Consider the following 25,784-nt stretch of genomic DNA (forward strand, 5'->3'; position numbering starts at 1 on the left):
CTCTGCTTTCTCAGTCGATATCGTCCGTCCACCACATGCTTACCGGGTCCCGCACCGTGATCGGTCACGCCTTCTTGGGCTCCGTGCCCAAGGACAAGCGCCCGTTTGTAGCTTGCGACACTGTTCGGCACCTCTGAACGACCGGCCCTATAGCGCACCGCAATCGGTTCCGGGCAGTTCCCAGTCATTCACGACGGAGATGCCCACACGCGCTGTGCCATGAGGGGGCATCAGTGGTGAGTGCCGTTCAGCGGCACATCGCGTCGATGAGATCCGGGAAATGCGGGAACTCCGCTCGTGCGGCGGTCACGATCTGACTGGGGGAACGGCGGCGGCCGGGTGCGTGTCGCTCGGCGATGGCATGGAAGGCCTCGTTCGGCTGTGCCGGGGAGTCCGGGTCCGTGAAGGCCTCGGCGGGGCCCAGACCGGCGGCGAACAGCCAGAGGAGGTCGCCGAGATCGCGGGCGATCACACCGTACTCACCCTCGGAACCGATGTACACGACGGGCTGGTCGATGATCGCCGCATCGGGCCGTACCAGCCAGAAGCCGGTGTAGTCACCCGCCCCGGTCGTGCCGAAGAAGCGGAACTCGCTGCCGTCGACCTCTTGGTTGCCGGTCCACAGGCGAAACCACCACGCTGTCCGGTCGGGCTCCTCGAACTGGTCGTACGGCTCGAAATCACAGCCGCTGGCCTCGTCGGTCTCCTCGTCCCACTCCCACTCGAAGCCGACCTCGGCCACCTCGGCCAGGGCGGTGGGCAATGCGAGGTCTTCGGATGTGTTCGCCACCTCCGAAAGATTAGACGATCGCTGGAAGCCTGGTGATTCAAGCGCGAGCCGCCGGGACGGTCGCGGTCGCCTCGGTGAAATGCCCGTCGTCGACGACGGCGAGGAAGGTCCTGACGGCACCGAGGTCCAGCTCCATGAACAACTCCTGGTTGTTTCCCTCGGCGTGTCGGTTGTTGGACACCCCGCGACAGGCTCCGATTTGATGAGCGGCGCCAAGGGACTACAAGCCACCGCGAGCGCGAAAGACGCCTCATCCGGCCCCGGAACCCCCTCATCATCCAAAAGGAGAGACATGACCGTCACCACCCCGGCGCTGGACCCTCGGACCACCGCACTGCTCGTCATGGACTACCAGCCGGCGATCCTGGCCTCGCTCCCCGAGTCGGCCGACCCTGAAGCACTGCTGTCACGGGTGGCCGGCGCCATCGCCGACATGCGAGCGCACGGCGCTGCCATCGCCTACGTACGGGTCGGCTTCACCGAAGCCGACTGGGCCGCGATCCCGCCGGCCAACAAGACCTTCTCCTTCATCGGCCGGCAGCGCCTCATGCACCACGAGGATCCCGCCACCGCCTTTCACGATCAGCTCGCCCCCGAGCCCGGTGACATCACCGTCCGCAAGACCCGCTACGGCGCGCTGTCCACGACAGACCTTGACCGGCGGCTGCGGGATCGCGGCATCACCACCCTGGTCATCGCCGGCATCACCACCAGCGGCGTCGTCCTGTCCACCGTCATCGACGCCGCCGACCGTGACTACCAGCTCTACATCCTGTCCGACGGCGTCACCGACCCGGACCCGCAAACCCACCACACCCTGATGACCAGCGTTCTCCCTAGACTGGCGCACATCATCGACACCGCCGAACTGCGCTCATTCCTGCACGAGACGGCGACCAGCAGGGCATGACCGGTCAGGCAGGTTCGGGGCCGCCGAAGTACTCGTCGTCTTCCGACTTGGCCACGGCGGAGCCGGCCGCGCAGACCGCGCAGTCTTCGAGCTGGTGGAGGAGGACTCCGTACCAGCGGAGCACGCTCTGCTGGTCGATGGACACCCCCATCGGCTCGAGTCCCGCGTGGGCCAGCTCCCGGCGGTTGATCCACTGGTGGATCGGGGCGACGAGGTCGGCGCCGAGGGTGGCGAACGCGGGCGACTCGCCGTCGAGCAGCTCCAGCAACGCCAGCTTGGCCATGTGGAGGGCGATGGGCACGATGTCGGTGGACAGTCCCGGCTGCGGGGCCACCGCGCGGTCGGTGTAGGAGACGCGCGCGGCGTCCTCCGCACTGCTGATCTCGTTGTCGGCGGCCTGTTCGGGAAGCGCCTGTACGAAGCATTGGTAACAGGGCGTCAGACCAGGGATGACCCGCTGCACGATGCCGCCGTACGCGCGACGGTAGACACCCCCGAGGATCAGCGGAAGCCCCTCTTGCAGGCACATCCGGTTGATCAGCAGCCGGCTCTCCCGGGTATCGGTCGCGCAGATCACCAGATCCGCCTCGACGTACCTGATCAGGTCCTTGACCTGCCGGCGGGTCTCACCGTTCAGGTGCAGGCCGCTGGTGAAGACCCGCGCGGCAGGATGGTGCTGATGTACGACGTCGCGCATCGCGTTGGCCTTCAGCCGGCCGACGTCCGCGAGCCCGCACTCGTGCCGCGAGACGTTCCCCACCTCGAGCCGGTCGTGGTCGAGGAGCAGGAAGCGGCCGACTCCGGCTTTGGCGAGTTCGCGCACGATGAAGCTGCCGCCGGAGCCCAGGCCGAGCACCGCGACGGACTTCTTCCGGAGCACGTCGGTCTCGAAGATGCCGTGCACGCGCTCGAAGGCGTCCGCGGCGGCGGGGACCACGGAGGTCCCGATCCGTTCCCCGACCGGCAGGCCCAAGCCGGACGTGCGATGCGCGCGGATGCCGTCGTCCTCGGTCCAGCACACGATCAGCGGGCCGGGCTCGTCGAGGACCCAGTCGTCCGCGGGCTGTTCCGGCAGCACCAGAACGTCGTTGCCGGCCGCTCCCTCGACGGTCGCCAGGTCACCCTGGTCGCGCAGCCGCATGCCCAGCCTCTTCGGGCCGGGCGTCGCGACTCGCGCGATGACGGCGAGCGCGCTGTCCGTGAACACCACATGGCGGGGCACGGTCGCCTGGTCAGTCATGAGCGAACGCCTTCATGTCCTCGGCGGACACGTTCGGGATCTGGTCGCCGGGCCGGTCGCCGACCGAGCGCACTTCGAACTTGCCGGTCTGCGGGTTGAGCACCATCCGCTTGCCGGACGGCGGGTTTCCCCCCGATGCCTTCATCTGTTCCATGAACGCCCGGATGTCGTTGTGTTTATCCGTGGCCATGGGGGCCTCCTGCGGTTTCGATTCTTTCACGCGTCTATGAGAAAATTCTTGATCGGCTTGCCGTCTTGCAGGTGGCATTCATACGCGACGATCCACAGCAGGCCTTTCTCGACTATCTTCAGCATCGAGTGCTCGACCGACCAGTGCTCGGGACGATAGGTGCAGATCTTCACCCACCCCGGCTGATCGGTCTTCCAGGTGTGCATATCGTGGCTGGTGCCGTAAGACTCGATCGTCCGCCACCCCATATAGCCCTGCAACGGGCTGGGATAGCTGACGTAGGTGCTCGGGCACTCGTCCGGATAGCCGGGCGGGACGGTGATCGTCACCCCGTAGCCGTTGCCCATGTTGCTCGTCCAGTAACCGCTGACATATGTGTGACCGGTCGGTTCGTAGAAGCTGAAGGACGGGAAGTACGTCCGCAGCCCATTCGAGTCTTCGACGAGTCGCATTCTCTGGTAGTAATCCCAGGCCACAGTTCCCCCCTAGAATTCAACGAAGCTTTTCCAGAAGCAGGACTCCCCAATTCAGCGGGACGCGCAGGTCGTACAGGTCCGCCCGCTGCCGCGCGCGCCATTCCACGACCTCGTGCGACTTCCCGCGCGCCACCGCGACTCTGCAGTCGGCGATGACAGCGCGTTCGCCGTCCCAGGCGGCGAACAGGAGAAGGCGCGTCGCGCGGCCGGGAATTCTCACGATCACGGCGATGCGGTCCGCATGGATCACCTTGACCTCGACGTCGTAACGGCCGGCCAGCGGCCGCACCGCGGGCTCGATGTACTGGGTGACGAAGTCGGGGAGATCAGGGATCGGCAGGAGCGCGATCCGCCCTTCCGAGGGAGGTGACGGCTTCGTGGGAGCCGCTGCCTCTCGCGGCCGCTCCTCCGGATCGTCCGGCCGTTTCTCGGAGACCGCCGAGCTGCCGGCGAGCTCCTCGGCTACCGGCTTGGCGTCCGATGCCTCAAGTGAATCGTCGGCGCGGTGGTCGTCGGCGACCTCGTCGACGTCCCCGGAGTCTGACCGTACGCCCGAGACGAAACGCCGCCACCCGGACACCGCCGACGCGGCCGATCCGGCAAGCCGGTAGGACTCCTGCGGCAGCCGCGAAGCGGGCCGCATGGCCGTGCTGAGGCCAGGTCTGTCCACGAGCCCGCCCACGAGCCTGGCGAGGGTGCCGCGCAGCGGGCTCTCCCCGGGGAGCACGTGGAAGAAGGTCTCCGCCCTGGTGAGGTTACGGGCGTCCAGATAGAAGAAGGGCGTGAGCTGGACGCGGTAGTCGCTCCCGGGCCTGCCCCGGCCACGCCGGGAATTCGCCGGGTCCTTGCTGACGAAGTTGGCGAGTATCTCGGTGTACTGCGGACGGTGATACTTCTGCGCGTACCTGCGGGTGCGCTCCCGGTCGCCACTGCTCGGTTCCATCAGACCGATCCAATGGTGGGAGTGCCACATGCCGATGCATTGGACCCCGAACCCGTCCCAGGCGACCTGCTCGAGCGCGCGGGTCACCTGCGGGTCGAGTTCCAGTGAGGTCTGTCGTTTCAGGACCTCTCCCGCCGGACGCGTCGCGAGGAAGACGGTCGGCCCGCCGCCGTGGCCGAAGAGGCCGAAGAGGCTGCCACCGGTCTCCAGCTCGTGATGGTCCAAGGTCTCGTCAGTGATCACCGCGAGTTCGGACTCATAGATGCGGACCACGAAATGCTCGCTCATCCGAGCACCTCCACGATGTCGAGCAGGGTCCGCTCCGGTGACCAGATGGATGAGTCGAGCTCGAGGTGCTCCGGTCCGGTGTCCTCCACGTAGAAGACGTCGGGCGGGGTGGCGGGGAAGCCGGCGTCGAGCACGAAGGAGACCCCCAGGGCGTTCGTCGAGACGATCAGCGCCACGCGATCTCGATCGAGCTCCAGGGTGTCCACGGTGAAGCCACGTCGCTCGAGTTCCATGACTTCCATCTCCACCCGGCAGGCGAACACGTCCTGGGCGCCGACGTCCTGGGCTCCGATGGCCTGAGCCGGTGCGTCGGCCGGCGCGGGCGCGGGACCGCCGATGGGCCCGGCTGTGTCCGGGCGCAGGCTCACCACGGCGCCGCGAAGCTGCCAGTAGGTCTCCACGCAGGTCAGTACGAACCAGGCCACGATCGCCGCGACGATCTGCTCGTCCGGGTGGTCCAGCTCGGTCATGTTGATGTACTGCCAGATGGGCAGCGCGCCCTCGCCGGACTGGCCCATGGTCGTCCGGTCGTCCCAGCCGAAGCACGCGATCCGGATCGGGAAGCCTGTCAGACCGTCGACCGTCGGGAAGAGAGAGCTCAGATACGCGAACGCGTTGAGCTGATCGCCGTCGGCTTCGAAGTAGACGACCACCGCCGGGTGCGAGGGGAACTCCAGGGCGCTGATCTCCGCCGCGCCCGTCGAGCCCTCGATCAGCCGGCTCACTCCGCCGTCGCTGACGAACGCCCCTGTGTGCAGCGCGGCATGCCGGGAGAAGTCCGGGATCTGGCGTAACGCGTCGTGGACCAGACCGGTGACCCGGCCACTCGTGCCACCGGCGAAGCTCATCGGCGAGACCAGCACCGCCGGCCGCTGATCGGTGGTCATCGAGCGCAGCCGTCCGATGGTGCCCAGTGGATAGTGCGCGTTCAGGCTTTTGTAACGTTCCAACAGGAGCTGTCGCCGGTGCTCTTCGTCCAGATAGGCCATCCGCGCGGCCTGCCGCCGTTCATCGGCGACTCGGCTCAGCCCGTCTTGGTGGTTCATTGTACGGATGACGCCGCGGGTGCGTAATTCGTCGCCGATGAGTTGCGGAATCAAGTTGACGAAGCCCTTGATCAGAGATCCGCCGATGAGACCCAGAAACCACTCCATGCCTCATGCCCCCCTGCTACCTCCACAACGGGATTCCCCGGGTCCCGCGAACAGGAGGCCATCATAAACCTCTATGACCGGAGAAATCATGCAATATAACGCCGTTGGCTACGCGCTCCAAGATTCTCTGAGTCGGAAAGGGCTTTCACATGATCTGGTCTGTTTCGTGAGGGAATGAATGACTCCTACGGGCGAATTGTCGCCGACTCGCCGCTGTGTGTTGCTGTCGCTATTATTATGAATTGCCCCGATATATGGTCTATCGCCCTCGCATGCCCCGCCAAAGGGCGCGCCAGCGGAATGATCTCCCGCTTTTCGGGATGCGTCGGCGCGATCAAGACAGTTCACCGACGGGCGCGGCAGTATGCGTTCCATCGCCGGCGCACCGCCAAACAGCCATCCCGTGTTCCCATCCGGCGTGCAGGCCACGATCGTGCGTGGCGCAGACGGGCCAGACTCTCCAGATCAACGCCATGATCGTTTCTTGGACGGCATCGGCGACTTCCCAGAGCACCCCTTGAGGGTCGCTTCCCGCGTTGGCTGGGATGCCGTTGCCGTGATAGCGACCCTGGAACTCCACCCAGGCAAGACTTCTGCTGTCCTCCTCGTGGGTGGTCAGGCGGAGCGTACCGGTGATCCCTCCGGTGCGAACGTCGCGTTCCACGACCTCCAGCGCGCGTTCCAGCGTCGTCCACAGGCGGGGTTCGAGGGCGAAGGTCGGCTCGACGTTGGTGTCGCGGAGCAGGCTCTCGCCCGGGCGGGTCAGGTCGCCGTCGCGCAATGCCGGGTAGATGCGGCCCATCAACTCGTCTTCTGCCTGTTCGGCTCGCTCTTCGGAGTCCACACCGCAGTCTTGCCTACTGCGTGAACTCAGGCCACCGTGCAGCCGACCTTGACCTGGTGCCTGTCCGACCAGCGCCCGGACAGCCCGTCCTGCGCCTGGGCGTAGGCGAGGAAGCCATCGGTGCTCCCGAGCTTCTGGCAGTCGATGACCCCCGTCTTCACGCTGAAGCTGCCTCCGGCGATTCCCTTGTGGCCGGCGGCCTTCGCCGTGCCCTGCCAGATGATCTGGTGGTTGGGCCGGTAGATGTACAGCTTGGTGGTGCCGTAGTTGAAATGGTCGCCCTTGATCATGATCTTTGGGAGGTCGGAGTCCGAGAGTACGGGCTTGCCGGGCTCCACGGGGTCGACGTACGAGGTGACCGTCAGCCGGGTGGTCACCCAGCGGGTGGATGCCTGAGCGTTGTCCGTGGCGGCCCGCCACTGTACGGCCGGCGTCACGCAGACCTCGTCTCCGGCGAAGGCCTTGCGCCACACGTAGCCTGCGACGCAGGTGTGCGGACCATCGTCACCGGAGATCCAGCGGCGAGTTGCGGCCGCGTTGTCGGCGGCGGCCTGGGACCGGGCGCTCGCCCTGACACAGACGTAGTCCGTGGGTCCGGCCTGGCGCCAGACATAGCCGTCGAGGCAGTAGTCCGGGCCGGCGGCCGCGGAGGCCGTGGCGGCGGGAACGACGGTGGCCAGGCCCGCGACGGCGGCGGCCGTAAGACCGAGCAGGGTGCGCTTCATCGGGTGCTCCTAGATACGAGGGGTCCCGGTATGGACGGTTCGTCCGGACCCTGTGCATCAAGGAATAAGCGACCTCCTTTGCAGGATCATTGGTGGGCGCTCAACGATCGCTCGCAAGGCCGCTAGGGTGCGCCGTACCCGAGTTGATCTAGATCGGAGGAGTACGCGGCGATGAACGTGAGGGAGCCCGACTGGGCGTACGTGGCCAAGTCCCTGGTCAAGGTCGTGGCCGTTACCGCGGCGCTGTTACTGGTGCTCGGCGTGGCCGAGCGGGTTCTGTGGCTGTTCACCGACTTCGGCGACGAGCGGGTGGCCCAGGTGTACGGCACGGCCGCCCGCGTCGTGAACCCGGACAAGCGCCTGACGAGCGGCTACAGCGATGGCGGGGCGCTGTGGGGGACGACCTACACGCTGTTGGGGGAGCCGCGCAAGGCCGGTCGCGGCGAGGGTGAGGAGGAGTACGCAATCGAGGAGAACTCGTTCGGGTCCGTCCGGGCTCCCTCCCTCGGAGGGCCGTCCGGCGGCCTGGCCCGCGCGATCGATTCCGTGGAGGAGGACGCCGACGTCGACAAAGAGCTGACGGAGGAGGCCCGGAAGACCATCGACGCACTTCCCCAGACGCTCGACGCCGTCGCGGTCGTGGAGTTCGCGGACTCGATGACCGCCGAGCGGCTCGTCGCCTTCAACCGCAGGCACAGCATCTGCGGAGGGGCGGACGTCTCCTACATCTACTCGCTGTCCTACTACGACGACTCCAGCGACCCGCCCTCGGCGAACGCGGTCGTCTGGAACCGCGACATGACCAAGGACGGCTTCTCGACAGAGGTCAGCTATCAGTGCGAGACCGAGCCCACGGCGGCGCTGGCGGAGTTCCGCCGGTGGGTCGGGCTGCTCAACGAGGGGGACGACCTCAAGGAGTTCGACCTGGACTACAAGTGGCTCACCGAGGACGCCGAGGAGGGCGTCGTGCACGGGCTCGTCGTGGACCGCTGGAAACTGGCCGACCTGCGCAAGCTCCTCGACGACCCCGAGGTGCGGACGGTTCGCCTCGCCGACGTCGCCTTCGACCTTGGCGAGGCCGGATAGCGGCATCGATCCCGACAAATCTCATGATATATGGCCGAACGCAGTTACGATCTTACGCACCGTAGACTATCGTGACGTTCTGGAAATTCCGGTTTCCCGTTTGCCCATCGTTCCGCTGAGACCGAGGATGCCCATGTCGCCTGGCCCGGCCATGCCTCAGTCCGAACCGCATCAGGCACTCAACCGTGCCGGCGTCGCGGAAGGGCGCGCGTCGCACCGACGCGATCCCAGCCGGCCGCTGCGCGAGACCCCCACGCGCCGCTAGCGCAGGCTCTCCGGCGGTCAATAGCTCTCCGCCGGTTTCCCCCGACCCCAGGATCGCCATGCCGTCAGACTCCTTCAGCGTCCCGATAGTGATCGGCGCCGCCGTTCTCGCCCTCGCCCTCGTGGGCGTCCTGATCCTCCACACGCGGGTACGCCGCGACCTCGCCCAGGCCCGTGGGCAGCTCGTTCAGGCCCGTCAGGCCCAAGTGCACCTGACGGGCGAGTCCAGTGCCAGGGACCAGCGGCTGGTGCGCGCGGAGCACCAGGCCAAGGAGAGCGCGGAGCTGCTGCGCGAGGCACGCGCCCAGCAGGACCTCGTGCACGCCGAGACCGAGTACCTGGTCTCGAAGCGGATCCCCGCCCTGCTGTCGCACCTGCGCGCCCCGCACGTGATCGTGCCCGGCGTACAGAACCCGGCGCTCGCCGGCACGAACGTCGACCGGCTGCACCGCGCCATCCTCGACACGCTCACCCGCGGTGTCCGCGAGGAGGGCGAGCGCATCGACGAGGCGGCCCAGGCGGTCGTCAGAGGCGCGATATCCCGGGTGCAGACCCAGGCACTGCGCGCCCAGGACCTGCTCGCGGACCTGCAACAGCGCTACAGCGGCGACGAGCACACCACACTGCTGCGCGAGGTGCTGGGGCTCGACATGTTCAACGAACTCATCATCCGTCGCGTGCAGGTCACCGGCATCGCCTGCGGCGCCACACCCGGCCTGTCGCGTGACGACACCTATCTGGTGGACCTCATGGTGGGCGCCATCTCACGGGTGGAGAACTTCGAGCAGCGCATCGAGGGCCCGGCCAACCACCTGCGCCGCCGGATCGGGATCGCCGCCCGCGCCGCGGAGTCGATCCTGTTCATCACCGCGGAGCTGCTGGCCAACGCGGTCCACCACTCTCACGGCACGCTGAAGGTGACCATCGCCGTGCACGAGACCAACAACGGCGCCGCCATCGTCATCGACGACGCCGGCGTCGGTCTCAACGAGGAGCAGTACGCCCGCGCGACCCGCCTGCTGAGCGGCACCCACCCGGTCCGCCTGGTCGACCTGGGCAACCCGCCCCGCACCGGCTGGGCCGCGATCGGCCGCCAGGTCGCGCACTACGGCATGCAGGTCACGATCAAGAAGAGCGCCTTCGGCGGTGTCCAGGCCGTGTTGAGCATTCCCACAGCCCTGCTGGTGGAGATGCCCGAGGACAGCAGGCCGTCGGTGCTGGCGCCCGAGCCGGTCCGGGCCGGCGTCCCGACCGCCGCCACGGTCATCCGATCGGGACCCGCAGCCGCCTTCCGACCGGAGCCCGTGCGGTCCGAGCCGGCGCAAGCGCGCCGCCCGGAACCCGCGACGGGGCGTGACCACACGGAGGAGCTGGCGCCGCTGCCGCAGCGCCGCCGCCAGACGACGCGTGCCGCGTCCGGCTCCAGGCCCACCGGCGGACCGGGCGGCTCCAGCGGCTCCAGCGGTGCCGACGGCTCGGGCGGAGAGCCGCTCACCACTCCGGAGGAGGCTCAGAAGCGGTGGGGAGACTTCCAGGTCGGAGCCGAAGCGGGCCGCCGCGAAGCGCTCCCGCCGCAGCAGCATGACATCACCGAAGGGAATTGACCGCTCCATGGACACTCACAGTGCTTCCGGTCGTGTTCAGACCAGGGGCCGCCCGTTGTCCCTCGACGTGTCCTGGGTCCTGTCGCCCCTGCTGGCACTCCCCGGCGTCGTCCGCGGCGTGGTGCTGAGCCGTGACGGGCTCATCCTCGGCGGCTCGGCCGACGTCAGCGCCGAGACCGGCGAGCGCTCCGCCGCCATGACGAGCTCCGTCCTGGGGGCCGCCCGCGCCCTGTGCGACGGCCTCAGCGACGGCACCGAGAGCGAGGTGGTCGACATCGTCATCTCCGCCGGCAGCGGCTACTACTACATCGCCCCGGCCGGCGACCGCGCCGCCATCGTCGTCGCGGCCACCGGAGCGGTCAACATCGGCTCGCTGGCCTACGAGGTGCAGCTCCAGGTGCAGAAGCTGATCAAGGCTCTGAACGAGGCCAGCGCGGCCAGGGTGCCAGGCGTCCGGACATGACCTCCGGACGGCAGCGGCGGCGGGTCGTCCCGGACTACATGGCCGCCGCGAGATTGACCGTGCCCGACCACATCACCGTCGAACGCACGACCTTGGTGTCCATCGTGCCCGACGCCGCCACCGACGGGCTCGACCCGCCGGGGTCGCATCTGCTGGCCCTGCTGGGGGACGGGCCGTTGTCGGTGTACGAATGCGCCGCGCATCTGGGCCTGCCGTACTGCGTGGTGCGGTTGCTGGTCGCCGGGCTCGTCGGCGGCGGAACGCTGCTGACCCGCGATCCGCCGGCCGCCGACCTGCCCGACATCGAGATCTTGGAGTTGGTGCTCAGTGGCCTCCGCGCTCTCTGACAGCCGTATCAGTACCGAACACATCCCGGTCAAACTGGTCATCGCAGGGCCGTTCGGCGTGGGCAAGACGACCATCGTGGACGCGCTCTCGGAGATCAAGCCCCTCAACACCGAGGAGGTGCTCACCCAGGCGGGCACGCTGGTCGACGACCTCACCGGCGTCAACGAGAAGACGACCACGACCACCGCGATCGACTTCGGCCGTCTCACCCTGCCGGGTGTGGTGCTCTACCTGTTCGGGGCGCCGGGACAGACCCGGTTCCAGGTCCTGTGGAAGGAGCTGGTCCGCGGCGCGCTGGGAGTGCTGGTGCTGGCCGACACCCGCCGCATCGACGACAGCTTCGCCGTACTCGACCTGGTGGAGAATGCCGGCATCCGCTACGCGGTGGCCGTCAACCACTTCCCCGACTCGCCGGATTACCCGCTGGAAACCGTGCGCAAGGCGCTCGACCTGGACCCGAGCACGCCGCTGGTGGTGTGCGACGCCCGTGACCCCGCCTCCGCCCGCGCCTCGCTGATCGCGCTGGTGGAGCACATCAGAGAGCTGGTGCTGTCATGACCCTGCGCTACCTGCCCGACGCCGGGCGCCTTTATGGGGACGAGTACGCCAGGGACCCCCAGGCGATCTATGCGGAGCTGCGCCGGCAGCACGGCGCGGTCGCGCCCGTGGAGATCTCCCCGGGCATCGGGGCCCACCTGGTGATCGGCTATCAGGCCGCCGTGGACGTGCTCACCAACGCCGGCGGCGTCTGGAGCAAGAATCCCAGCGCCTGGCAGGCCCAGCTCCCCGACACTCCCGACGCCGCGGGAATGATCGCCATGCTCGGATACCGGCCCAGCGCGCTGTTCGCCGACGGGGCCGAGCACGCCCGCTACCGGAAGGTGGCCTCCGACTGCTTCGCGCTGGTCCAACCGCACAAGCTGCGCCAGATGGTGAGCGAGGTGGCCGACTCGCTCATCGCCCAGTTCGCCGCGAAGGGCGAGGCCGACCTGGCCGCCGACTTCGCCCGGCCCATCCCGCTGCGCGTCTTCAACCTGCTCTTCGGGCGCCCCGACTCCGACAGCGCCACCTTGAGCAAGGCTCTGTCGGACATGATGGAGGCGGACGGCGAGGTGGGCAAACGGGGCAGCGACGCGTTCAGCCAGTACATCGGCGAGCTGATCCAGGCCAAGTACGCCCAGCGGGGCGACGACCTGACCTCCTGGTTCATCGACCATCCAGCCGGGTTGGAGGGCGACGAGCTGGTGCAGTCCGTGGTGCTCGTCATGGCCGCGGGCTTCGACCCCACGTCCAGCCTGATCTCCAACGCGATCTCCCGGATGGTCAGTGACGACCGCTACTACAGTTCCCTGTCCAACGGGGCGCTCAGCACGTACGACGCCGTGATGGAGGCCCTGCGCGCCGAGCCCGCCATGGCGAACTTCGGCCCGTACTTCGTGCGCCAGCCCGTGCACTTCCACGGCACCTGGATCCAGCCGGACGAGCTGGTCCTCGTCTCCTACGCCGCGGCCAACACCGAGCCCACCGACGTGCCTGAGGAACTGCGCTCCGACGGCGGCGCGTACCTGAGCTTCGGCGCCGGGCCGCACCGCTGCCCGGCCAGCGACCCGGCCCTGCTCATCGCCGTGACCGCGATCGAGCGGCTGACCTCTCACCTGTGCGACCTCGAACTGACCGTGCCGCGTGAGGAACTGCCGTGGCGGCCGGGCCCGTTCCACCGGTCGCTGGCGCACCTGCCGGTGCGCTTCACCCCTATCCGCCCCGATCAGCCAGGAGATTCCCCTTGGGCACCGCATGCCCCGTCGTCCTCAGCCCCTTCGGCGCCGATCGTCCCGCCGAGCTCCACCAGCTACGTGACCTCGGCTCCCTGGTCCTCCTAGAACTCCCGGCCTGAGCCGTCACCCGGCACGACCTGCCCGCCGACATGCGGGCCATCATGGACGCCACCGCCACCTCGGAGCCGGGTGCGCCACCACGGTCGCGGAGCGCTGCCGCATCGGCGCTTCAGTCCGCCAGCCGCAGTGCCTCCGCGGCGACCGCGTGACGCAGGCCGCGGATACCGTCGCGGCCGCGTACCGGATGTACGGCGTTCGTCAGCAGCACCACGGTCAGCCCGCGCGCGGGATCGACGACCAGCGAGGTGCCGGTGAACCCGGAATGGCCGAAGGCTGCGGCGCCCAGCGGTCCCACGATGGCCGGGTCGCCGATCCGTACGCCGAGACCATGCCGGAACGCCGCGCCCTCCGCTCCCTGGTCGCGGAGCATCTCGGCCGCGGTCTCCGGGCGCAGTAACCCGCCGCCGTCGAGTCGTAGCGTCTCGCCGAACGCCAGCAGGTCGTCCGCCGTCGCGAACACGCCCGCGTGCCCCGCCACGCCACCCAGTCCGTACGCGGTCTCGTCGTGCACCTCGCCGCGCACACAACCGGGCACCTGCGGCTCGGGCGTCCAGCCCGCGACGGTCTCCCGGTGTTCCGACGTCGCGTCGGTGGCCCCTTGGCGCTCCGGTTTCCATTCGGTGGCGGCGACCCGGGGCAGGGTCGCCGGCCCCGGCCGGTAGCCGGTGTCCGCCAGGCCGAGCACGCCCGTGACCCGGTCGCCGACCAGCGCGTCCAGCGGTGCGCCGCCCGCCAACTCGGCGATGCGGCCCACCATGACCATGCCCACGTCGGTGTAGAGGTACGGCCCGCCGATCGGGCCGGTGACCGGAGTGCCGATCATCGCCGCCATGCGTGTGGCCGGGTCGGCGTCGGGAAGTTCGAGGTCGATGCGGCGGGTGGGCTGCAGACCGGCCGTGTGGGTGAGCAGGTGCCGCAGCGTCACTCGCGGGTCGCTGTCCTGCAGCCAGGCCGCCACCGGCTCGTCGAGGTCCAGGCGGCCCTCTTCGACCAGCGACAGCACCACGGCCGTGGTGAACAGCTTGCTGATCGACGCCAGGTCGAAGACCGAGTCCCGGCCGGCCGGCGGCCGATCGGCGGCCAGGGTCCCCTCGGCGTCGGCGTAGCGGACGAGCTCCCCCGTCGCGGCCGAGGCCGCGACGGAGCCGTCCACGGCGATCAGGGCCACCGCCGCCGAGCACACGCGCGGCACGCCGTCCGCCAGGATCGCTTCCAACCGGTCGGACATCGTTCAGCCTCCCCGTGAGTACAGCCCCGTGCAGGCACCCCCGCACGGTCACCCTCGCTCAGTCACTCCCGCACGGTCACCCCCCGCGCAGTCGCTCCTGAGAGGGCACCCCGCGCGGTCAGCTGCTCAGCGCGTCGCTGAGCCGCTCGCCGTGCGATTCGAGCAGAGCCCGCGCCCCACCGGCGTCGAGCCCGTGCTGGATCATCAGCACCGCTATCTTCACCTGGCCGCTCGCCGCGTCCAGCGCATTTTCCGCCGTGTCGTGGTCGGCGCCGGTGATGTCGCTCACCATGCGGAGCGCCCGGTCCGCCAGCTTGCTGTTCATCGCCGACATCTCGACCATCTTGTTCCCGTACGTACGGCCGAGCCGGATCATCGAGATGGTGGAGATCATGTTGAGCACCAGCTTCTGGGCCGTGCCCGCCTTCAGGCGGGTGGAGCCGGTCACCACCTCGGGTCCCACCACCACCTCGATCGCGTGCTCGGCGGCGGCCGACAGAGGCGCGCCGTCGTTGCACGAAAGGCCGACGGTCAGCGCGCCCCGGCGGGTGGCCTCCGCCAGCGCACCGAGGACGAAAGGCGCACGCCCGCTGGCCGACACGCCCACCACCGAGTCGAGCGCGTCCACCTCCAGCGCCGTGAGCGAGGCGGCGCCCGCTTCGGCGTCGTCCTCCGCGCCCTCGACGGAGCGGGTGAGCGCGTCGAGTCCGCCCGCGATGACACCCTGGACGAGCGACGGATCGGTGCCGAACGTGGGCGGGCACTCGGAGGCGTCGAGCACGGCCAGTCGCCCCGACGTGCCCGCGCCGACGTACAGCAGCCGCCCGCCGTCGGCCATGCGCGCGGCGATCGCGTCGATGGCGGCGGAGATGGCCGGGATCACGACGGCGACCGCGGCGGGCACGGCGGCGTCGGCCTGGTTCATCAGCCGGGCGACCTGCTCCGTCGGCAGCCGGTCGATCTGGCTGTAGCGGGGATCGCTCTGTTCGGTGGGCGGCTCAGGGAGCGGATTGATCATGACGCTAATTTCCACCCTCTACTTCTCTCTTGTAAATATCTTTCAGACAATGGGTTAATGACGAACGTACGCAGCGGCGCTGAACGGCTGGCCACGGATCCCACCCTGGTGGGTGGCGACCGGCTGGGCCTGATCACCAATCCCACAGGCGTACTGCCTGATCTGACCCCGACGACGGACGCGCTCAGAGCGGCCGGAGTGCCGTTGACGGCGCTGTTCGGCCCTGAGCACGGCATGCGGGGCACCGCTCAGGCGAACGCCAGTGAGCACGACACGATCGACGCCAGAACCGGCCTGCCCGTCTTCGACACGCACAAGGTCTCCGGCGCGGCGCTGGACGATGTGGTGGCGCGATCCGGCGTGGACACGCTGGTGTTCGACATCGCCGACGTGGGCACCCGCTTCTACACCTACATCTGGACCATGTACGACCTCATGGCCGCCGCGAGCCGGCTGGGCCTGCGGTTCGTGGTGCTGGACCGGCCCAACCCGCTCGGCGGGACCGTCGAGGAGGGGCCGCTGCTCGACCCGGCGTTCGCCAGCTTCGTCGGCAGGTTTCCGCTGCCGGTGCGCCACGGCAGGACCGCGGGGGAACTGGCCACGCTGTTCGGCTTCGACCTGGCCCTTGAGGTGGTGCGAATGGACGGCTGGTGGCGCGGCATGACGTTCGCCGAGACCGGGCTGCCCTGGGTGATGCCGTCGGTCAACATGCCGACCATCGACACCGCGTACGCCTACCCGGGCACCGGGCTGTTCGAGGGCACGAACTTCTCCGAGGGGCGCGGCACCACCCGGCCGTTCGAGCTGGTCGGCGCGCCGTACGTCGATGACCGGTTCGCGCCGGCGCTCAACGCGCTCGGCCTGCCCGGGGTGCGGTTCAGGGAGACGTGGTTCACGCCGATGTTCCACAAGCACGCGGGCGCGACCGTGCACGGGGTCCAGGTGCACGTGTACGACCGGGTCGCGTACCGGCCGGTGCTGACCGGGCTGTCGATGCTGCACGTGGCCCGTACGCTCTACCCCGGCGAGCTCGCCTGGTGGGGGCCCGAGCTGTTCATGGACCACCTGTGGGGCTCCGACACGCTCACGCGGTGCTTGGACGCCGGGGAGGACCCACGCGCCCTCTGCCCCGACCCCGTCCACCCCGAAGGACGACTGCTCTATGCGTGACATCACGCCAGATCGCGTCGGTAGAGCCAGAAGACGCGTTCCGCCCGCGCGCCCACGGCCCGCGAGTAGAACCGCAGCGGCCCGACCCAGCTGATCTGGGCGCTGGACTGCCCGGCGGCGCGCATGTCGGCCAGGCAGCGGCGCAGCAGCACGCCGCCCACGCCGAGGGCGCGCGCCTCGGGCGCGGTCCCCATCGGCCCGAACCAGGCGGGGCGCGACCCCCAGGCGGCGAACCCCAGGATCCGGCCGTCGCGCTCGGCGTAGTGCAGCCCGGTGGCGTTGACGGCCTCCCAGGCCCAGTTCTCGTTCCAGTGCTCACGCACGAACGCGGCGACCCGCTCGCGTCCCTGCTCGGCCGTGTGGACGTGTACGCCCCGCTGGGCCAGCCGTACCAGGTCGTCGTCCACGGACAGGTCCGTGTCGAGGCCGGCGGTCATGTTCCAGGCCATGTGGTAGCGCTCGTAGCCGAGGCTCTCCGCCAGGCACGCGGCGGCGGTGTAGCGCACGTCGATGCCGGGCCAGGCGTAGCAGGGCGGGTTCCCGGCGAAGCGCGCCTGCGTCACGCCCGCCGACCGCAGCCACTCCTCGGCCGCGCGGACCAGCTCCCGGCCGTGTCCCCGGCCCTGTACCTCGGGGTGTACGGCCAGCAGGTCGACATGTCCGACGGCCGAATCCTTGCCGGACACCGAGGCCATGACGACCCCGCCATCGATCACCAGGGCGGTCCAGCGCCGACCGGCGGGCGGGTTCGCCAACCGGTCGACGAGGGCGGGCCCCTCGCCCGGGTCCAGTGTGAGCGCCGCCCGCGCCACCTCCGCGGCCGCCCGCAACTCCGCGGAGCCGCTCGCCTGGCGGACAGGCGTCACGGCGTCGCCGGCCTGGGGCACGGGCTCACACCTCGCTCATCGGGCGGGCGATGACGCTGCGCCGCTGCGGGTAGTAGCAGGCGTGCTCCTGCGGAACACCCTCCGTCACCCGGAGCAGCGGCCGCTCGTCCACGCACCCGTCCCCGCGGAACGGGCACCGGGCCGCGAACAGGCACCCGCTCTCGGACTGGCCCTCGGCGAGCGACTCCAGCGGCACCACCGGCTCCTCACCGGGCAGCTCCAGCCCGTGCAGCACGGGGATCGCCGACAGCAGCGACTGCGTGTACGGATGCACCGGGTCGGCGATGATCGTGTCGACCGGCCCCCGCTCCACGACCTGGCCACGGTAGATGACGTACAGCTCGCCGTCGCCGCCGATGTAGCGCGCGGTGGCCACGTCGTGCGTGATGAACAGCACGCTGACCCCCAGCCGCTCGCGCAGGTCCTTCAGCAGCGCCAGGATGCCGAGCCGAAGCGACACGTCGATCATCGAGACCGCCTCGTCGGCGACGAGCATCTCGGGATCGACGGTCAGCGCGCGGGCGATCACGACGCGCTGCCGCATGCCGCCCGAGAGCTGGTGCGGGTAGCGCGACAGGACCGTTCCCGGATCGAGGCCGACCAGCGACAGCACCTCGGCGGCCCGCTCGTCGATCCACCCCTTGGACCGGCCGGTCTGCCCGGCCCGCAGCGCCAGCGGCGCCTGGAGCGTCTGGTAGATCGTCCGGGTCGGGTTCAGGGCGGAGTACGGGTCCTGGTGGATCATCTGGATCTTGCGGAAGTGCGGCTGCCGGTGCTTGTGCTTGAGCGGTGACATGGGCGTGCCGTCGATCTCGATCTCACCCGAGTCGTACGTCTCCAGCCCGGCGATGATGCGTCCCAGCGTGGTCTTGCCGCAGCCCGACTCGCCGATGAACGAGGCGGACCCGCCCTTGGCGATCGTGAAGTCCACACCGCGCAGCGCCGGGACCTCTCTCCGCCCGAGGACGTTGCCCCGCTGCTTGAACGTCTTGGTGATGCCCGTTCCGGTAATCACGAAGCGTGCTCCTTCACCGTCACCGCGTGGCAGGCCACGACCCTGGCTCCGTCCGCCACGACCGAGGGGTCGACGGTGTCGCAGACGTCCATCCGCAGCTCGCAGCGCTCCCTGAACACGCAGCCCTCCTTCGGCACCGTCACCAGCGTCGGCGGGCGTCCCGGCAGCGCCCGGGCCTCGTCGATGTCGCCGACCAGCCGGGGGATGGCCCTGATCAGGCCCCTGGTGTAGGGGTGGCGGGGCGAGCCCAGCACCTGCCTGGTGGGGCCCTGCTCGACCAGCCGGCCGCCGTACATGACCGCGAGCCGGTCGGCCACCTCGGCCACCACGCCGATGTCGTGCGTGATCACCAGGGTGGTCAGGCCGCGTTCGGCGTGCACCTCGCGGACGATCTTGAGGATGTTCGCCTGGGTGATCATGTCGAGCGCGGTCGTCGGCTCGTCCAGCACGACCAGGTGCGCGTTGAGCACCAGCGCCAGCATGATGCCGACCCGCTGCCGCATGCCGCCGGACAGCTCGTGCTGGTGCGAGTCCAGCACTCGGGCCCCGTCGAGGCCCATCCGACTGAGCAGCTCCTTGGCCTCGCGGACCAGGCCGCGCGGGTCCTCGACACCATGGGAGCGGCCCAGGTCGAGGAGCTGCTTGCCGACGGTCTTGAGGGGGTTCAGGGAGTTCTGGGCGGCCTGGAACACGTACCCGATGTGGGCGCCCCTGGCCTTGCGCAGTTGCTCGCCCGCGAACCCGACCACGTCGCCGAGCCCGTCGATCTCCACACTGCCCGCCGCGATCCGGCCGGGCGGCTGGACCGCGTTCAGCAGCGACAGGGCCAGCGTGGACTTGCCGGACCCCGACTCGCCGACGATGCCGGTGATCGTGCCGGGTTCCAGGGTCAGGCTGATGTCGCGTACGGCGGGCAGTTCGCCCGCCGGTGTCTTGTAGACGACCGTGAGGCCGTCGATGCGCACTCCCGGCGCTTGGTCCGCCACTGCTACTCCTCACGCAGCCGGGGGTTGAAGATCTCGTCCATGGCGTCGACCACGAGCACGATGCCGAGGGTGAGCAGCAGGATCGCCAGCAGGGGCGCCAGCAGGTATCCGAGCGCGTTCGTGGTGATCATGGCGCCTGCCTGGAACACGGCCAGATTGAGCATCACACCCCAGTTGTCCGACTCATAGGGCAGGACCCCGAGGAAGAACAGGCCGACCTGCGCGTAGACGGCGCCGGTGACCGCGATGAGCATGTTCATCGCGATGTAGGGCGCCATGCTGGGCAGCAGTTCCTTGCTGATGATGTGCTTGGTGGACAGACCGAGGCCGCGCGCGGCCTCGATGAAGCCGCGTTCACGCAGGGAGAGGGTCTGCGCGCGCACGGCCCGCGCCACGCCGCCCCAGCCCAGCAGGCCGAGCACCAGGCCCATCTGGATCGGGCTGCCGAACTTCCAGACGGTCGCCAGGACCAGCAGCAGGGGCAGGCCGGGGATGGTGAGCTTCATGTCGGTGATCCGCATGAGCACGGTGTCCCAGCGGCCCCGCTTGAACCCGGAGAACAGACCGAGCGAGGTACCGAAGACGACCGTGATGAGCGCGGTCACCGCGGCGCTCAGCAGGACGTAGCGCGAGCCGGTGATGACCAGCGCGAGAACGTCCCGGCCCTGAGGGTCGGTGCCGAACCAGTGAGCCCAGCTCGGCGGCTGGGTGATGGCGTTGGGATTGTCCGGCAACTGGGCCGGGAAGAACATCGGCCCGAAGACGCCCATGAAGGCGAAGCCGGCGATGATGACCACACCCACCATCCGGCTGGGCTTGCGCTTCATCACCCGCCAGACGCCGAGCCAGAAGTTGCGGCGCATGGTCGCGGAGGTGGACATCGTGGTCTCGGGGATCAGCGTGTCGCTCATGACGCGTCCTCTCCGCTCCGCACCCGTGGATCGATGACCGTGTAGAACAGGTCGGCCACGATGTTCGCGACGATGATCGACGCGGTGATCAGCAGGAAGGCGCCGCCCATCAGCGCGTAGTCGCGATCGTTGACGCTGTCGATGAGCATCAGCCCCAGCCCCGGATAGTTGAAGATCTTCTCGATGAACACGGCGCCACCGAGGAGCAGCCCCAGGGAGAGGGCGAGGATCGTGAAGAGCGGCAGGATCGCGTTGCGCGCGATGTAGCGGAAGACGATCGACTTCTTCATGCCCCGTAGCTCGGCGGCCAGGATGAAGTCGTCGCCCAGCACGGTGACCACGCTGGACTTCATCGCCAGGACCCAGCCGCCGTAGGCCGACAGCGCGTACGTGACGACCGGCAGCACGGCGTGCTCGACGAGCGAGCCGATGTAGCCGGCGTTGAAGCCCGGATCGAACAGGATGTCCACCGGTCCGTCCGCGGGCAGGATGGGGATGAGCGTCGCGAAGATCACCACGAGCAGCAGCGCGAGCACGTACTGCGGGATGCCGTGCAGCAACGAGCCGGAGATGGCCAGCGCGTCGCCGAGCTTGCCCGTGCGCTTGATCGCCGCGTACACGCCGAGAACGACCCCGACGAGGAAGCTGAGCAGGGTGCCGACCAGCACCGGTAGAACGGTCCACTTGGCCGCTTCGGTCAGCACGTCGAGCACGGGAGTGCCCGGCCTGCTGACGGAGACGCCGAGGTCGAGGTGGAGCAGGCCGCCCATGAAGTCGGTGTACTGCTGCCAGAGCGTGCCCGTCGGCTGGAACCCGTACAGCACCTTGACGGCCTGCGCGGCCGCCTCGGGCGCCATGCCCCCCTCGATCAGCTTCTCGTAACGGGCGGCCATGGGGTCGCCCGGGATGTTGTTGATGATGAAGAAGCTGATCGTGGCGACTACCAGGATCATGACGAACCCGCGGGCCAGGTGGCCCGCGAGTCGCCGGATGATGATCATCATAAATTTACTGCTTCGACTTGACCATGCCGAGCTGGATCCACACACCGGAAGCGAGCACGCCGGTACCGAGGCGCAGGATCTCGTCGTCGTGTGGCCAGCCGGTGAATCGGCTGTTGTTGACGAACTGGTTGTTGACGTAGTCCCAGAGCTGGATGACCGGCAGGTCCTGGTTGGCCGCCGTCGCGAGCTGCGCCATGATCGGCTTGGCCTGGTCCTCGGTGGCGGAGTTGAGCTTGCCGGTCAGCTCGCCCGGGTTGATCTTGGCGCCGTCGACCTCGATCTGCTCGGGGTCGCCCATCCAGTTGCCGTTCTTGCCCGCCGGGGAGTGCTCGATCTTGCCCGCGACGTTGGTCCAGCCGTTGGAGGCCCCGTAGAGGCGCTGGAAGATGTCATACGGCGCGGGGCCGAGCGCCATGAGCCAGAAGCCCACGTCGTACTTGCCCGCTGACAGTTCCTCGAGGTAGAGCGGGTAGTCCGTGGTGGTCACGACCTCCGCGTCGATCCCGGCCTTGATGAGCTGGCTCTTGATGTTCTCCTGCGCCGAGAGCCAGTCGGAGAAGCCCGCCGGCGCGTGCATGGAGACCTTCCACGCCTTGCCGTCGGCCAGCATCCACTTGCCGTCCTTCTTCGTCAGACCGGCGTCCTTGAACTCCGCCTCGGCCTTGGCCACGTCCGGCTTGTACGGCTCGAGCTTCGGCAGCGTGTCGGGGATCCAGGCCTGCGCGGCCTTCTGGTGGATGCCGGTGGTGGTGATGGCCGGCGTGCCGCCCTCGGGCGAGGCGACCTTGGTGACCTGGTCGCGGTCGATGAGGTAGGCCAGGCCCCGGCGCACGTGCACGTTGTCGTACGGCTTCTTGGACTGGTTGAAGGCCATGCTCACGGCCACCGGCGAATAGCCCTTGATGACCTCGCTGCCCGGGGCCGCCTTGATCCGGTTCATCACGTCCGTGGGAGCGGCGACGAACCCGGAGGCGTCGAGCTTGCCGGCGGTGAGGTAGTTCCAGATCTGCTCGTTGCCGGTGTAGTTGAGGAACTTCACCTGAGCCGGAGCCACATTGGCGGCGTTGTAGAAGTTCTTGTTCTTGACCAGCAGCGCCTCGCCGGGGTTGACCCGCTCCAGCACGAACGGGCCCGCGGAGACGTCCTTGGGCGGCGCGAAGGTGAGCACCTTCTGGCCCAGGGTGGTGATCTCCGCGCGGGCCTTCTCGGCATCCGCGCCCTCGCCGCGGGCGGCCTTGAGCTTGTCCCAGAAGTCCGCGGGCAGGACGCTGCTCCAGACGTGGGCGGGCAGGACCGCCGTGTCGAGCACGCTGCGGGCGAACTTCGGACTGGGGTTGGCCATGTCCTGCGTGATCTTCAGCGTCTGCGGGTCCACGACGGTGACCTCGGCGGCGGCGCCGGCCGCGCCGGGCGTGACCGAGAAGGCCGTGCTGCCCTGCGTGTAGGCGATGCCGATGGACATCTTGACGTCCTCGGCGGTGACCGGCTTGCCGTCCGACCACTTGGCGTTGGGCTGAAGCTTCAGCGTGATGGACGAGTTGTCCGGGGCGATCTCCCAGCTCGCGGCGATGCCGGGCAGAGCCTGGTTGGGATCCGTCAAGTGGTTCTTCACCCACGCGATGCGCATCGCGTTGAAGCCCGAGAAGGAGTTGCCCTTCGGGTTGTACGGGTTCGCCGGCGCACTCGCATCGAGGCCCGGCCTGTTGACGTCGATTGTGGTGAAGAGCCCGCCACCACCGCCCGAGCTGGACTTGTTGGTGGAGCCACTGCTGCACGCTGTGGCAGTGGCCAGGCCCAGCAACGCTACTACCGCTGCTAGTCGCTTCATGTACCGCTCCGGGGGATGTCTCGGACCTGTTGAGGATCGCGGGGGATTAGCCCGGACCCTACGGTCACGCACAGGTCACGTCAATAATCTCCAGATGTTGTGAGGCTAATGTAATTTTTCTTCATAGGCTTCTTGGTGTAGCTTGGCGCCATCAACCCAGCATAAGTACCGCGGCCCCGTTGACCTGCCCGTCTGCCAGTCGGCGGAGTGCGACGTCGGCCCTGTCGAAGGTGTAGGGCGCCGTTGTCACGTGAGGCGGATGCCCGAGTGCCAGGTCGAGATAGGCCCGTCCGTCGGCCCGGGTGTTGGCGGTCACGCTCCGTAGCGTCCGCTCCTGGAAGAGGTGGCGCTGGTAGTTCAGCGAGGGGATGTCGGTGAGGTGGATCCCGGCCACGGCCAAGGTGCCGCCCCGGTCGAGCGCCTCCAGCGCGGTGGGCACCAGATCGCCTACGGGCGCGAACAGAATCGCCGCGTCCAGTGGCTCGGGCGGCCGGTCCCCGGCGGACGCCGCGCCGAGCCGCAGAGCCAGCTCCCTGGCGGCGGCTGACCTGGTCACCACGTGTACGACGGCCCCATGGGCGATCGCCGCCTGGGCGGTCAGGTGGGCGGACGCGCCGAACCCGTAGACCCCGAGCCGCCCGCCTTCCGGCACCTCGGCTCGCAGCAGCGCCCGATAGCCCACGATCCCCGCGCACAGCAGGGGCGCCAGCGTCTCGGCGGGCAGTTCTTCGGGCAGGGGATAGACGTATGCGGCGGGCACGGTCAGATACTCAGCGTAACCACCGTCGGCATCCCACCCGGTGTAGGCGGACGAAGGGCAAAGATTCTCTTTACCCGCCAGGCAGTACCGGCAGGCACCGCAGGTCCACCGGAGCCAGGCGACCCCGACCCGCCCGCCGACGTCCCCGTCGCCGCTGACCACCCGCCCGACGACCTGATGGCCGGGCGAGATCCCCGGGTGCCGGGGCGCCAGGTCCCCTTCGATCAGGTGCAGGTCGGTCCGGCACACGCCACAGGCCTCGACCTGGACGAGCACCTCACCCATCCCCGGCTCCGGCACGGGCTTGTCCACCATGACCAGCAGCCGGGCCGGGTCCGGAATCCACGCCTTCATCGAGACCTCCTCAGACGGTCGGCAACGCGCACGTCACGGCGCCTAACTCATCCCACCTGAGGAGCGTTCCCCTGGACAGGGCCCCGCCACGGTCGGTGGGTGGGGCCGGCCCATGCTGGCCGTAAAAAGAATCGGGCCGTAAAGAATGGGACGGCCCCGGAGTCAGGACGCCAGCCGGGACAGCGCGAGGGAGGCGTACAGGGCGGCGCCGTCCGGCAGGACGGAGTCGTCGAACTGCGCCTCGGGAGAGTGGTTGTACGGCGCGACCGCCGGATCACGGTCCGGCGGGCAGGCCCCCAGGAAGGCGAACGCCCCCGGGACGTTCTCCAGCACGTACGAGAAGTCCTCCGACCCCATCACCGGCTGCGGCGTCACGAGGAACCGCCCAGGCCCGAACAGCTCCTCCGCCGTCCTGGAGACGAACTCCGCCTCGGTGGGATCGTTCACGGTGACCGGGTACCCCATCCCGAACGACGCCTCGACCGACAGCCCGTGCGCGGCCGCGACCCCCTCGACCACCTCCACCAGCCGCCGTTTCGCCAGCGTCCGGTTGGCCGCCGAGAACGTGCGCAGCGTCGCCTCGAAGCGCGCCTCGTCCGGGATCACGTTGTCGGTCGTGCCCCCGTGGAAGGACCCGACCGTGACCACCACCGGGTCGAACACGTCGAACGTCCTGGTCACCATCGACTGCAGCGACGCCACCATCTCGCAGCCCGCCTGGATCGGGTCGAGCGCGCGGTGCGGGCTGGAGCCGTGGCCGCCGCGCCCCTTGACCGTCACCTCGAACACGTCGGCCGCGGCCATGAGCGGCCCGGGCCGGGAGGCGAACAGGCCCTGGGGCAGCATCGACGAGACCACGTGCAGGCCGTACGCCGCCACGGGCCGCGCGCCCGCCGCGTCCAGCACGCCCTCCTCGATCATGTGCTTGGCGCCGTCGTGGCCCTCCTCGCCCGGCTGGAACATGAAGATGACGTCCCCGGCCAGCTCCTCGCGCCGCGCGCTGAGCAGGTGCGCGGCGCCCGCGAGCATGGCGGTGTGCAGGTCGTGGCCGCACGCGTGCATCTGCCCGTCGATCTGCGAGCGGTAGGGCAGGTCGTTGCGTTCGGCGACCGGCAGCGCGTCCATGTCACCGCGCAGGAGTACGGCGGGGCCCGGCCGGCCGCCCCTGAGCACGGCGGTGATCGAGCTGAGCGCCTTTCCGGTGGTGATCTCCAGAGGCAGCCCGTCGAGCGCCGTGAGGACCTTCTCCTGGGTACGCGGCAGCGTGAGGCCGATCTCCGGAGTGGTGTGCAGCGAGTGGCGCAGCCGGACGAGCTCGTCCCGCATGTCCCGCGCGGATTCAGTGAACGACATGAAGAACATTCTTCATGTGCCGGTCAGGAAGTCGATATAGGACACTCTGT

Annotated in this window: 27 protein-coding genes; 8 read left to right on the plus strand and 19 right to left on the minus strand. The window is 69.0% G+C overall.

The window, feature by feature from the left end; all coding sequences use genetic code 11:
- Positions 1-247: 247 nt before the first annotated feature.
- Together AB0B91_RS29260 and AB0B91_RS29265 are read right to left on the minus strand one after the other, a co-directional pair.
- A complete protein-coding gene (locus AB0B91_RS29260; protein ID WP_358326232.1) occupies positions 248-790 on the minus strand; it encodes an SMI1/KNR4 family protein in 543 nt (180 codons plus the stop codon).
- Between the two features lie 37 nt (positions 791-827).
- Positions 828-971 carry a hypothetical protein gene (locus AB0B91_RS29265; protein WP_358326235.1) on the minus strand — a complete coding sequence of 48 codons (144 nt, stop codon included), beginning with the start codon at positions 969-971 and terminating at the stop codon, positions 828-830.
- A 111-nt stretch (positions 972-1,082) separates the two neighbouring features.
- On the opposite strand from AB0B91_RS29265, the gene AB0B91_RS29270 reads away from it, so the two are divergent.
- Positions 1,083-1,700: a cysteine hydrolase gene (locus tag AB0B91_RS29270; RefSeq protein WP_358326239.1), complete on the plus strand. Its 618-nt coding sequence runs from the start codon at positions 1,083-1,085 to the stop codon at positions 1,698-1,700.
- A gap of 4 nt (positions 1,701-1,704) precedes the next feature.
- On the opposite strand, the gene AB0B91_RS29275 is transcribed toward AB0B91_RS29270, so the two are convergent.
- The 7 genes from AB0B91_RS29275 to AB0B91_RS29305 all read right to left on the minus strand — a co-directional run bounded on the left by AB0B91_RS29275 (position 1,705) and on the right by AB0B91_RS29305 (position 7,560).
- Positions 1,705-2,940, minus strand: a complete 1,236-nt coding sequence (locus tag AB0B91_RS29275) for a ThiF family adenylyltransferase (protein ID WP_358326242.1) — start codon at positions 2,938-2,940, stop codon at positions 1,705-1,707.
- A complete protein-coding gene (locus tag AB0B91_RS29280; protein WP_219534339.1) occupies positions 2,933-3,130 on the minus strand; it encodes a hypothetical protein in 198 nt (65 codons plus the stop codon). The genes AB0B91_RS29275 and AB0B91_RS29280 overlap by 8 nt, the downstream gene beginning before the upstream one ends.
- Before the next feature lie 26 nt (positions 3,131-3,156).
- Positions 3,157-3,582: a hypothetical protein gene (locus AB0B91_RS29285; protein ID WP_358326244.1), complete on the minus strand. Its 426-nt coding sequence runs from the start codon at positions 3,580-3,582 to the stop codon at positions 3,157-3,159.
- Between the two features lie 40 nt (positions 3,583-3,622).
- Positions 3,623-4,837, minus strand: coding sequence for a hypothetical protein (locus AB0B91_RS29290; protein ID WP_358326247.1), 1,215 nt, complete (start codon positions 4,835-4,837; stop codon positions 3,623-3,625).
- Entirely contained in the window at positions 4,834-5,991 is a 1,158-nt protein-coding gene (locus AB0B91_RS29295; RefSeq protein WP_358326250.1) for a hypothetical protein, read from the minus strand. The genes AB0B91_RS29290 and AB0B91_RS29295 overlap by 4 nt, the downstream gene beginning before the upstream one ends.
- A gap of 334 nt (positions 5,992-6,325) precedes the next feature.
- Positions 6,326-6,835, minus strand: a complete 510-nt coding sequence (locus AB0B91_RS29300; protein ID WP_358326253.1) for a hypothetical protein — start codon at positions 6,833-6,835, stop codon at positions 6,326-6,328.
- Between the two features lie 26 nt (positions 6,836-6,861).
- A complete protein-coding gene (locus tag AB0B91_RS29305) occupies positions 6,862-7,560 on the minus strand; it encodes a hypothetical protein (RefSeq protein WP_358326256.1) in 699 nt (232 codons plus the stop codon).
- A 171-nt stretch (positions 7,561-7,731) separates the two neighbouring features.
- Between AB0B91_RS29305 and AB0B91_RS29310 the strand changes: the two genes are divergently transcribed.
- The 6 genes from AB0B91_RS29310 to AB0B91_RS29335 all read left to right on the plus strand — a co-directional run bounded on the left by AB0B91_RS29310 (position 7,732) and on the right by AB0B91_RS29335 (position 13,205).
- Positions 7,732-8,646, plus strand: a complete 915-nt coding sequence (locus tag AB0B91_RS29310; protein WP_358326259.1) for a hypothetical protein — start codon at positions 7,732-7,734, stop codon at positions 8,644-8,646.
- 323 nt (positions 8,647-8,969) lie between these two features.
- Positions 8,970-10,514 carry a hypothetical protein gene (locus AB0B91_RS29315; protein ID WP_358326262.1) on the plus strand — a complete coding sequence of 515 codons (1,545 nt, stop codon included), beginning with the start codon at positions 8,970-8,972 and terminating at the stop codon, positions 10,512-10,514.
- 55 nt (positions 10,515-10,569) lie between these two features.
- The gene (locus tag AB0B91_RS29320) at positions 10,570-10,977 is read left to right on the plus strand and encodes a roadblock/LC7 domain-containing protein (protein ID WP_358326265.1); all 408 of its coding nucleotides are present in this window, start codon (positions 10,570-10,572) and stop codon (positions 10,975-10,977) included.
- Positions 10,974-11,324 carry a DUF742 domain-containing protein gene (locus AB0B91_RS29325; RefSeq protein WP_358326268.1) on the plus strand — a complete coding sequence of 117 codons (351 nt, stop codon included), beginning with the start codon at positions 10,974-10,976 and terminating at the stop codon, positions 11,322-11,324. The genes AB0B91_RS29320 and AB0B91_RS29325 overlap by 4 nt, the downstream gene beginning before the upstream one ends.
- Complete coding sequence (locus AB0B91_RS29330; RefSeq protein ID WP_358326271.1) at positions 11,305-11,883, plus strand: ATP/GTP-binding protein; 579 nt, start codon at positions 11,305-11,307, stop codon at positions 11,881-11,883. The genes AB0B91_RS29325 and AB0B91_RS29330 overlap by 20 nt, the downstream gene beginning before the upstream one ends.
- Positions 11,880-13,205, plus strand: coding sequence for a cytochrome P450 (locus tag AB0B91_RS29335; RefSeq protein ID WP_358326273.1), 1,326 nt, complete (start codon positions 11,880-11,882; stop codon positions 13,203-13,205). Before AB0B91_RS29330 ends, AB0B91_RS29335 begins: the two co-directional genes overlap by 4 nt.
- Positions 13,206-13,329: 124 nt before the next feature.
- On the opposite strand, the gene AB0B91_RS29340 is transcribed toward AB0B91_RS29335, so the two are convergent.
- Positions 13,330-14,448 carry a serine hydrolase domain-containing protein gene (locus tag AB0B91_RS29340; protein ID WP_358326275.1) on the minus strand — a complete coding sequence of 373 codons (1,119 nt, stop codon included), beginning with the start codon at positions 14,446-14,448 and terminating at the stop codon, positions 13,330-13,332.
- 118 nt (positions 14,449-14,566) lie between these two features.
- Positions 14,567-15,466, minus strand: coding sequence for an N-acetylmuramic acid 6-phosphate etherase (murQ, locus tag AB0B91_RS29345; RefSeq protein ID WP_358326278.1), 900 nt, complete (start codon positions 15,464-15,466; stop codon positions 14,567-14,569).
- Positions 15,467-15,523: 57 nt separating this feature from the next.
- Here murQ and AB0B91_RS29350 point away from each other — a divergent pair, with 57 nt between their 5' ends.
- Positions 15,524-16,636, plus strand: a complete 1,113-nt coding sequence (locus AB0B91_RS29350) for a DUF1343 domain-containing protein (protein ID WP_358326281.1) — start codon at positions 15,524-15,526, stop codon at positions 16,634-16,636.
- 2 nt (positions 16,637-16,638) lie between these two features.
- Here AB0B91_RS29350 and AB0B91_RS29355 read toward each other — a convergent pair whose 3' ends face one another.
- From AB0B91_RS29355 to AB0B91_RS29390, 8 genes are all read right to left on the minus strand, one after another.
- On the minus strand, positions 16,639-17,523 hold the full coding sequence (locus AB0B91_RS29355) for a GNAT family N-acetyltransferase (RefSeq protein ID WP_358326284.1): 885 nt from the start codon (positions 17,521-17,523) through the stop codon (positions 16,639-16,641).
- A gap of 4 nt (positions 17,524-17,527) precedes the next feature.
- Positions 17,528-18,538 carry an ABC transporter ATP-binding protein gene (locus AB0B91_RS29360; protein ID WP_358326287.1) on the minus strand — a complete coding sequence of 337 codons (1,011 nt, stop codon included), beginning with the start codon at positions 18,536-18,538 and terminating at the stop codon, positions 17,528-17,530.
- Entirely contained in the window at positions 18,535-19,524 is a 990-nt protein-coding gene (locus AB0B91_RS29365) for an ABC transporter ATP-binding protein (RefSeq protein ID WP_358326290.1), read from the minus strand. The genes AB0B91_RS29360 and AB0B91_RS29365 overlap by 4 nt, the downstream gene beginning before the upstream one ends.
- Before the next feature lie 2 nt (positions 19,525-19,526).
- Positions 19,527-20,435: an ABC transporter permease gene (locus AB0B91_RS29370; RefSeq protein WP_358326293.1), complete on the minus strand. Its 909-nt coding sequence runs from the start codon at positions 20,433-20,435 to the stop codon at positions 19,527-19,529.
- Positions 20,432-21,439: an ABC transporter permease gene (locus AB0B91_RS29375; RefSeq protein ID WP_358326297.1), complete on the minus strand. Its 1,008-nt coding sequence runs from the start codon at positions 21,437-21,439 to the stop codon at positions 20,432-20,434. Before AB0B91_RS29375 ends, AB0B91_RS29370 begins: the two co-directional genes overlap by 4 nt.
- Positions 21,440-21,443: 4 nt before the next feature.
- Positions 21,444-23,267 (minus strand): ABC transporter substrate-binding protein, encoded by a 1,824-nt coding sequence (locus AB0B91_RS29380; protein WP_358326300.1) that lies wholly within the window; start codon positions 23,265-23,267, stop codon positions 21,444-21,446.
- 151 nt (positions 23,268-23,418) lie between these two features.
- Entirely contained in the window at positions 23,419-24,381 is a 963-nt protein-coding gene (locus AB0B91_RS29385; RefSeq protein WP_358326303.1) for a zinc-binding alcohol dehydrogenase family protein, read from the minus strand.
- 162 nt (positions 24,382-24,543) lie between these two features.
- Positions 24,544-25,734 (minus strand): M20 family metallopeptidase, encoded by a 1,191-nt coding sequence (locus AB0B91_RS29390; protein ID WP_358326306.1) that lies wholly within the window; start codon positions 25,732-25,734, stop codon positions 24,544-24,546.
- Positions 25,735-25,784: the final 50 nt, after the last annotated feature.

The sequence above is a fragment of the Nonomuraea sp. NPDC049141 genome, assembly GCF_040648415.1.
Taxonomy (GTDB): Bacteria; Actinomycetota; Actinomycetes; order Streptosporangiales; family Streptosporangiaceae; genus Nonomuraea.

Bases quoted from the DNA above. Each gene is read 5' to 3' on its own strand.
- AB0B91_RS29335 (WP_358326273.1), top strand. From the start codon at position 11,880: ATGACCCTGCGCTACCTGCCCGACGCCGGGCGCCTTTATGGGGACGAG.
- AB0B91_RS29295 (WP_358326250.1), bottom strand. From the start codon at position 5,991: ATGGAGTGGTTTCTGGGTCTCATCGGCGGATCTCTGATCAAGGGCTTC.
- AB0B91_RS29325 (WP_358326268.1), top strand. From the start codon at position 10,974: ATGACCTCCGGACGGCAGCGGCGGCGGGTCGTCCCGGACTACATGGCC.
- AB0B91_RS29340 (WP_358326275.1), bottom strand. From the start codon at position 14,448: ATGTCCGACCGGTTGGAAGCGATCCTGGCGGACGGCGTGCCGCGCGTG.
- AB0B91_RS29370 (WP_358326293.1), bottom strand. From the start codon at position 20,435: ATGAGCGACACGCTGATCCCCGAGACCACGATGTCCACCTCCGCGACC.
- AB0B91_RS29375 (WP_358326297.1), bottom strand. From the start codon at position 21,439: ATGATGATCATCATCCGGCGACTCGCGGGCCACCTGGCCCGCGGGTTC.
- AB0B91_RS29350 (WP_358326281.1), top strand. From the start codon at position 15,524: ATGACGAACGTACGCAGCGGCGCTGAACGGCTGGCCACGGATCCCACC.
- AB0B91_RS29270 (WP_358326239.1), top strand. From the start codon at position 1,083: ATGACCGTCACCACCCCGGCGCTGGACCCTCGGACCACCGCACTGCTC.
- AB0B91_RS29305 (WP_358326256.1), bottom strand. From the start codon at position 7,560: ATGAAGCGCACCCTGCTCGGTCTTACGGCCGCCGCCGTCGCGGGCCTG.
- AB0B91_RS29380 (WP_358326300.1), bottom strand. From the start codon at position 23,267: ATGAAGCGACTAGCAGCGGTAGTAGCGTTGCTGGGCCTGGCCACTGCC.
- AB0B91_RS29390 (WP_358326306.1), bottom strand. From the start codon at position 25,734: ATGTCGTTCACTGAATCCGCGCGGGACATGCGGGACGAGCTCGTCCGG.
- AB0B91_RS29290 (WP_358326247.1), bottom strand. From the start codon at position 4,837: ATGAGCGAGCATTTCGTGGTCCGCATCTATGAGTCCGAACTCGCGGTG.
- AB0B91_RS29275 (WP_358326242.1), bottom strand. From the start codon at position 2,940: ATGACTGACCAGGCGACCGTGCCCCGCCATGTGGTGTTCACGGACAGC.
- AB0B91_RS29310 (WP_358326259.1), top strand. From the start codon at position 7,732: ATGAACGTGAGGGAGCCCGACTGGGCGTACGTGGCCAAGTCCCTGGTC.
- AB0B91_RS29285 (WP_358326244.1), bottom strand. From the start codon at position 3,582: ATGCGACTCGTCGAAGACTCGAATGGGCTGCGGACGTACTTCCCGTCC.
- AB0B91_RS29280 (WP_219534339.1), bottom strand. From the start codon at position 3,130: ATGGCCACGGATAAACACAACGACATCCGGGCGTTCATGGAACAGATG.
- AB0B91_RS29315 (WP_358326262.1), top strand. From the start codon at position 8,970: ATGCCGTCAGACTCCTTCAGCGTCCCGATAGTGATCGGCGCCGCCGTT.
- murQ (WP_358326278.1), bottom strand. From the start codon at position 15,466: ATGATCAATCCGCTCCCTGAGCCGCCCACCGAACAGAGCGATCCCCGC.
- AB0B91_RS29385 (WP_358326303.1), bottom strand. From the start codon at position 24,381: ATGAAGGCGTGGATTCCGGACCCGGCCCGGCTGCTGGTCATGGTGGAC.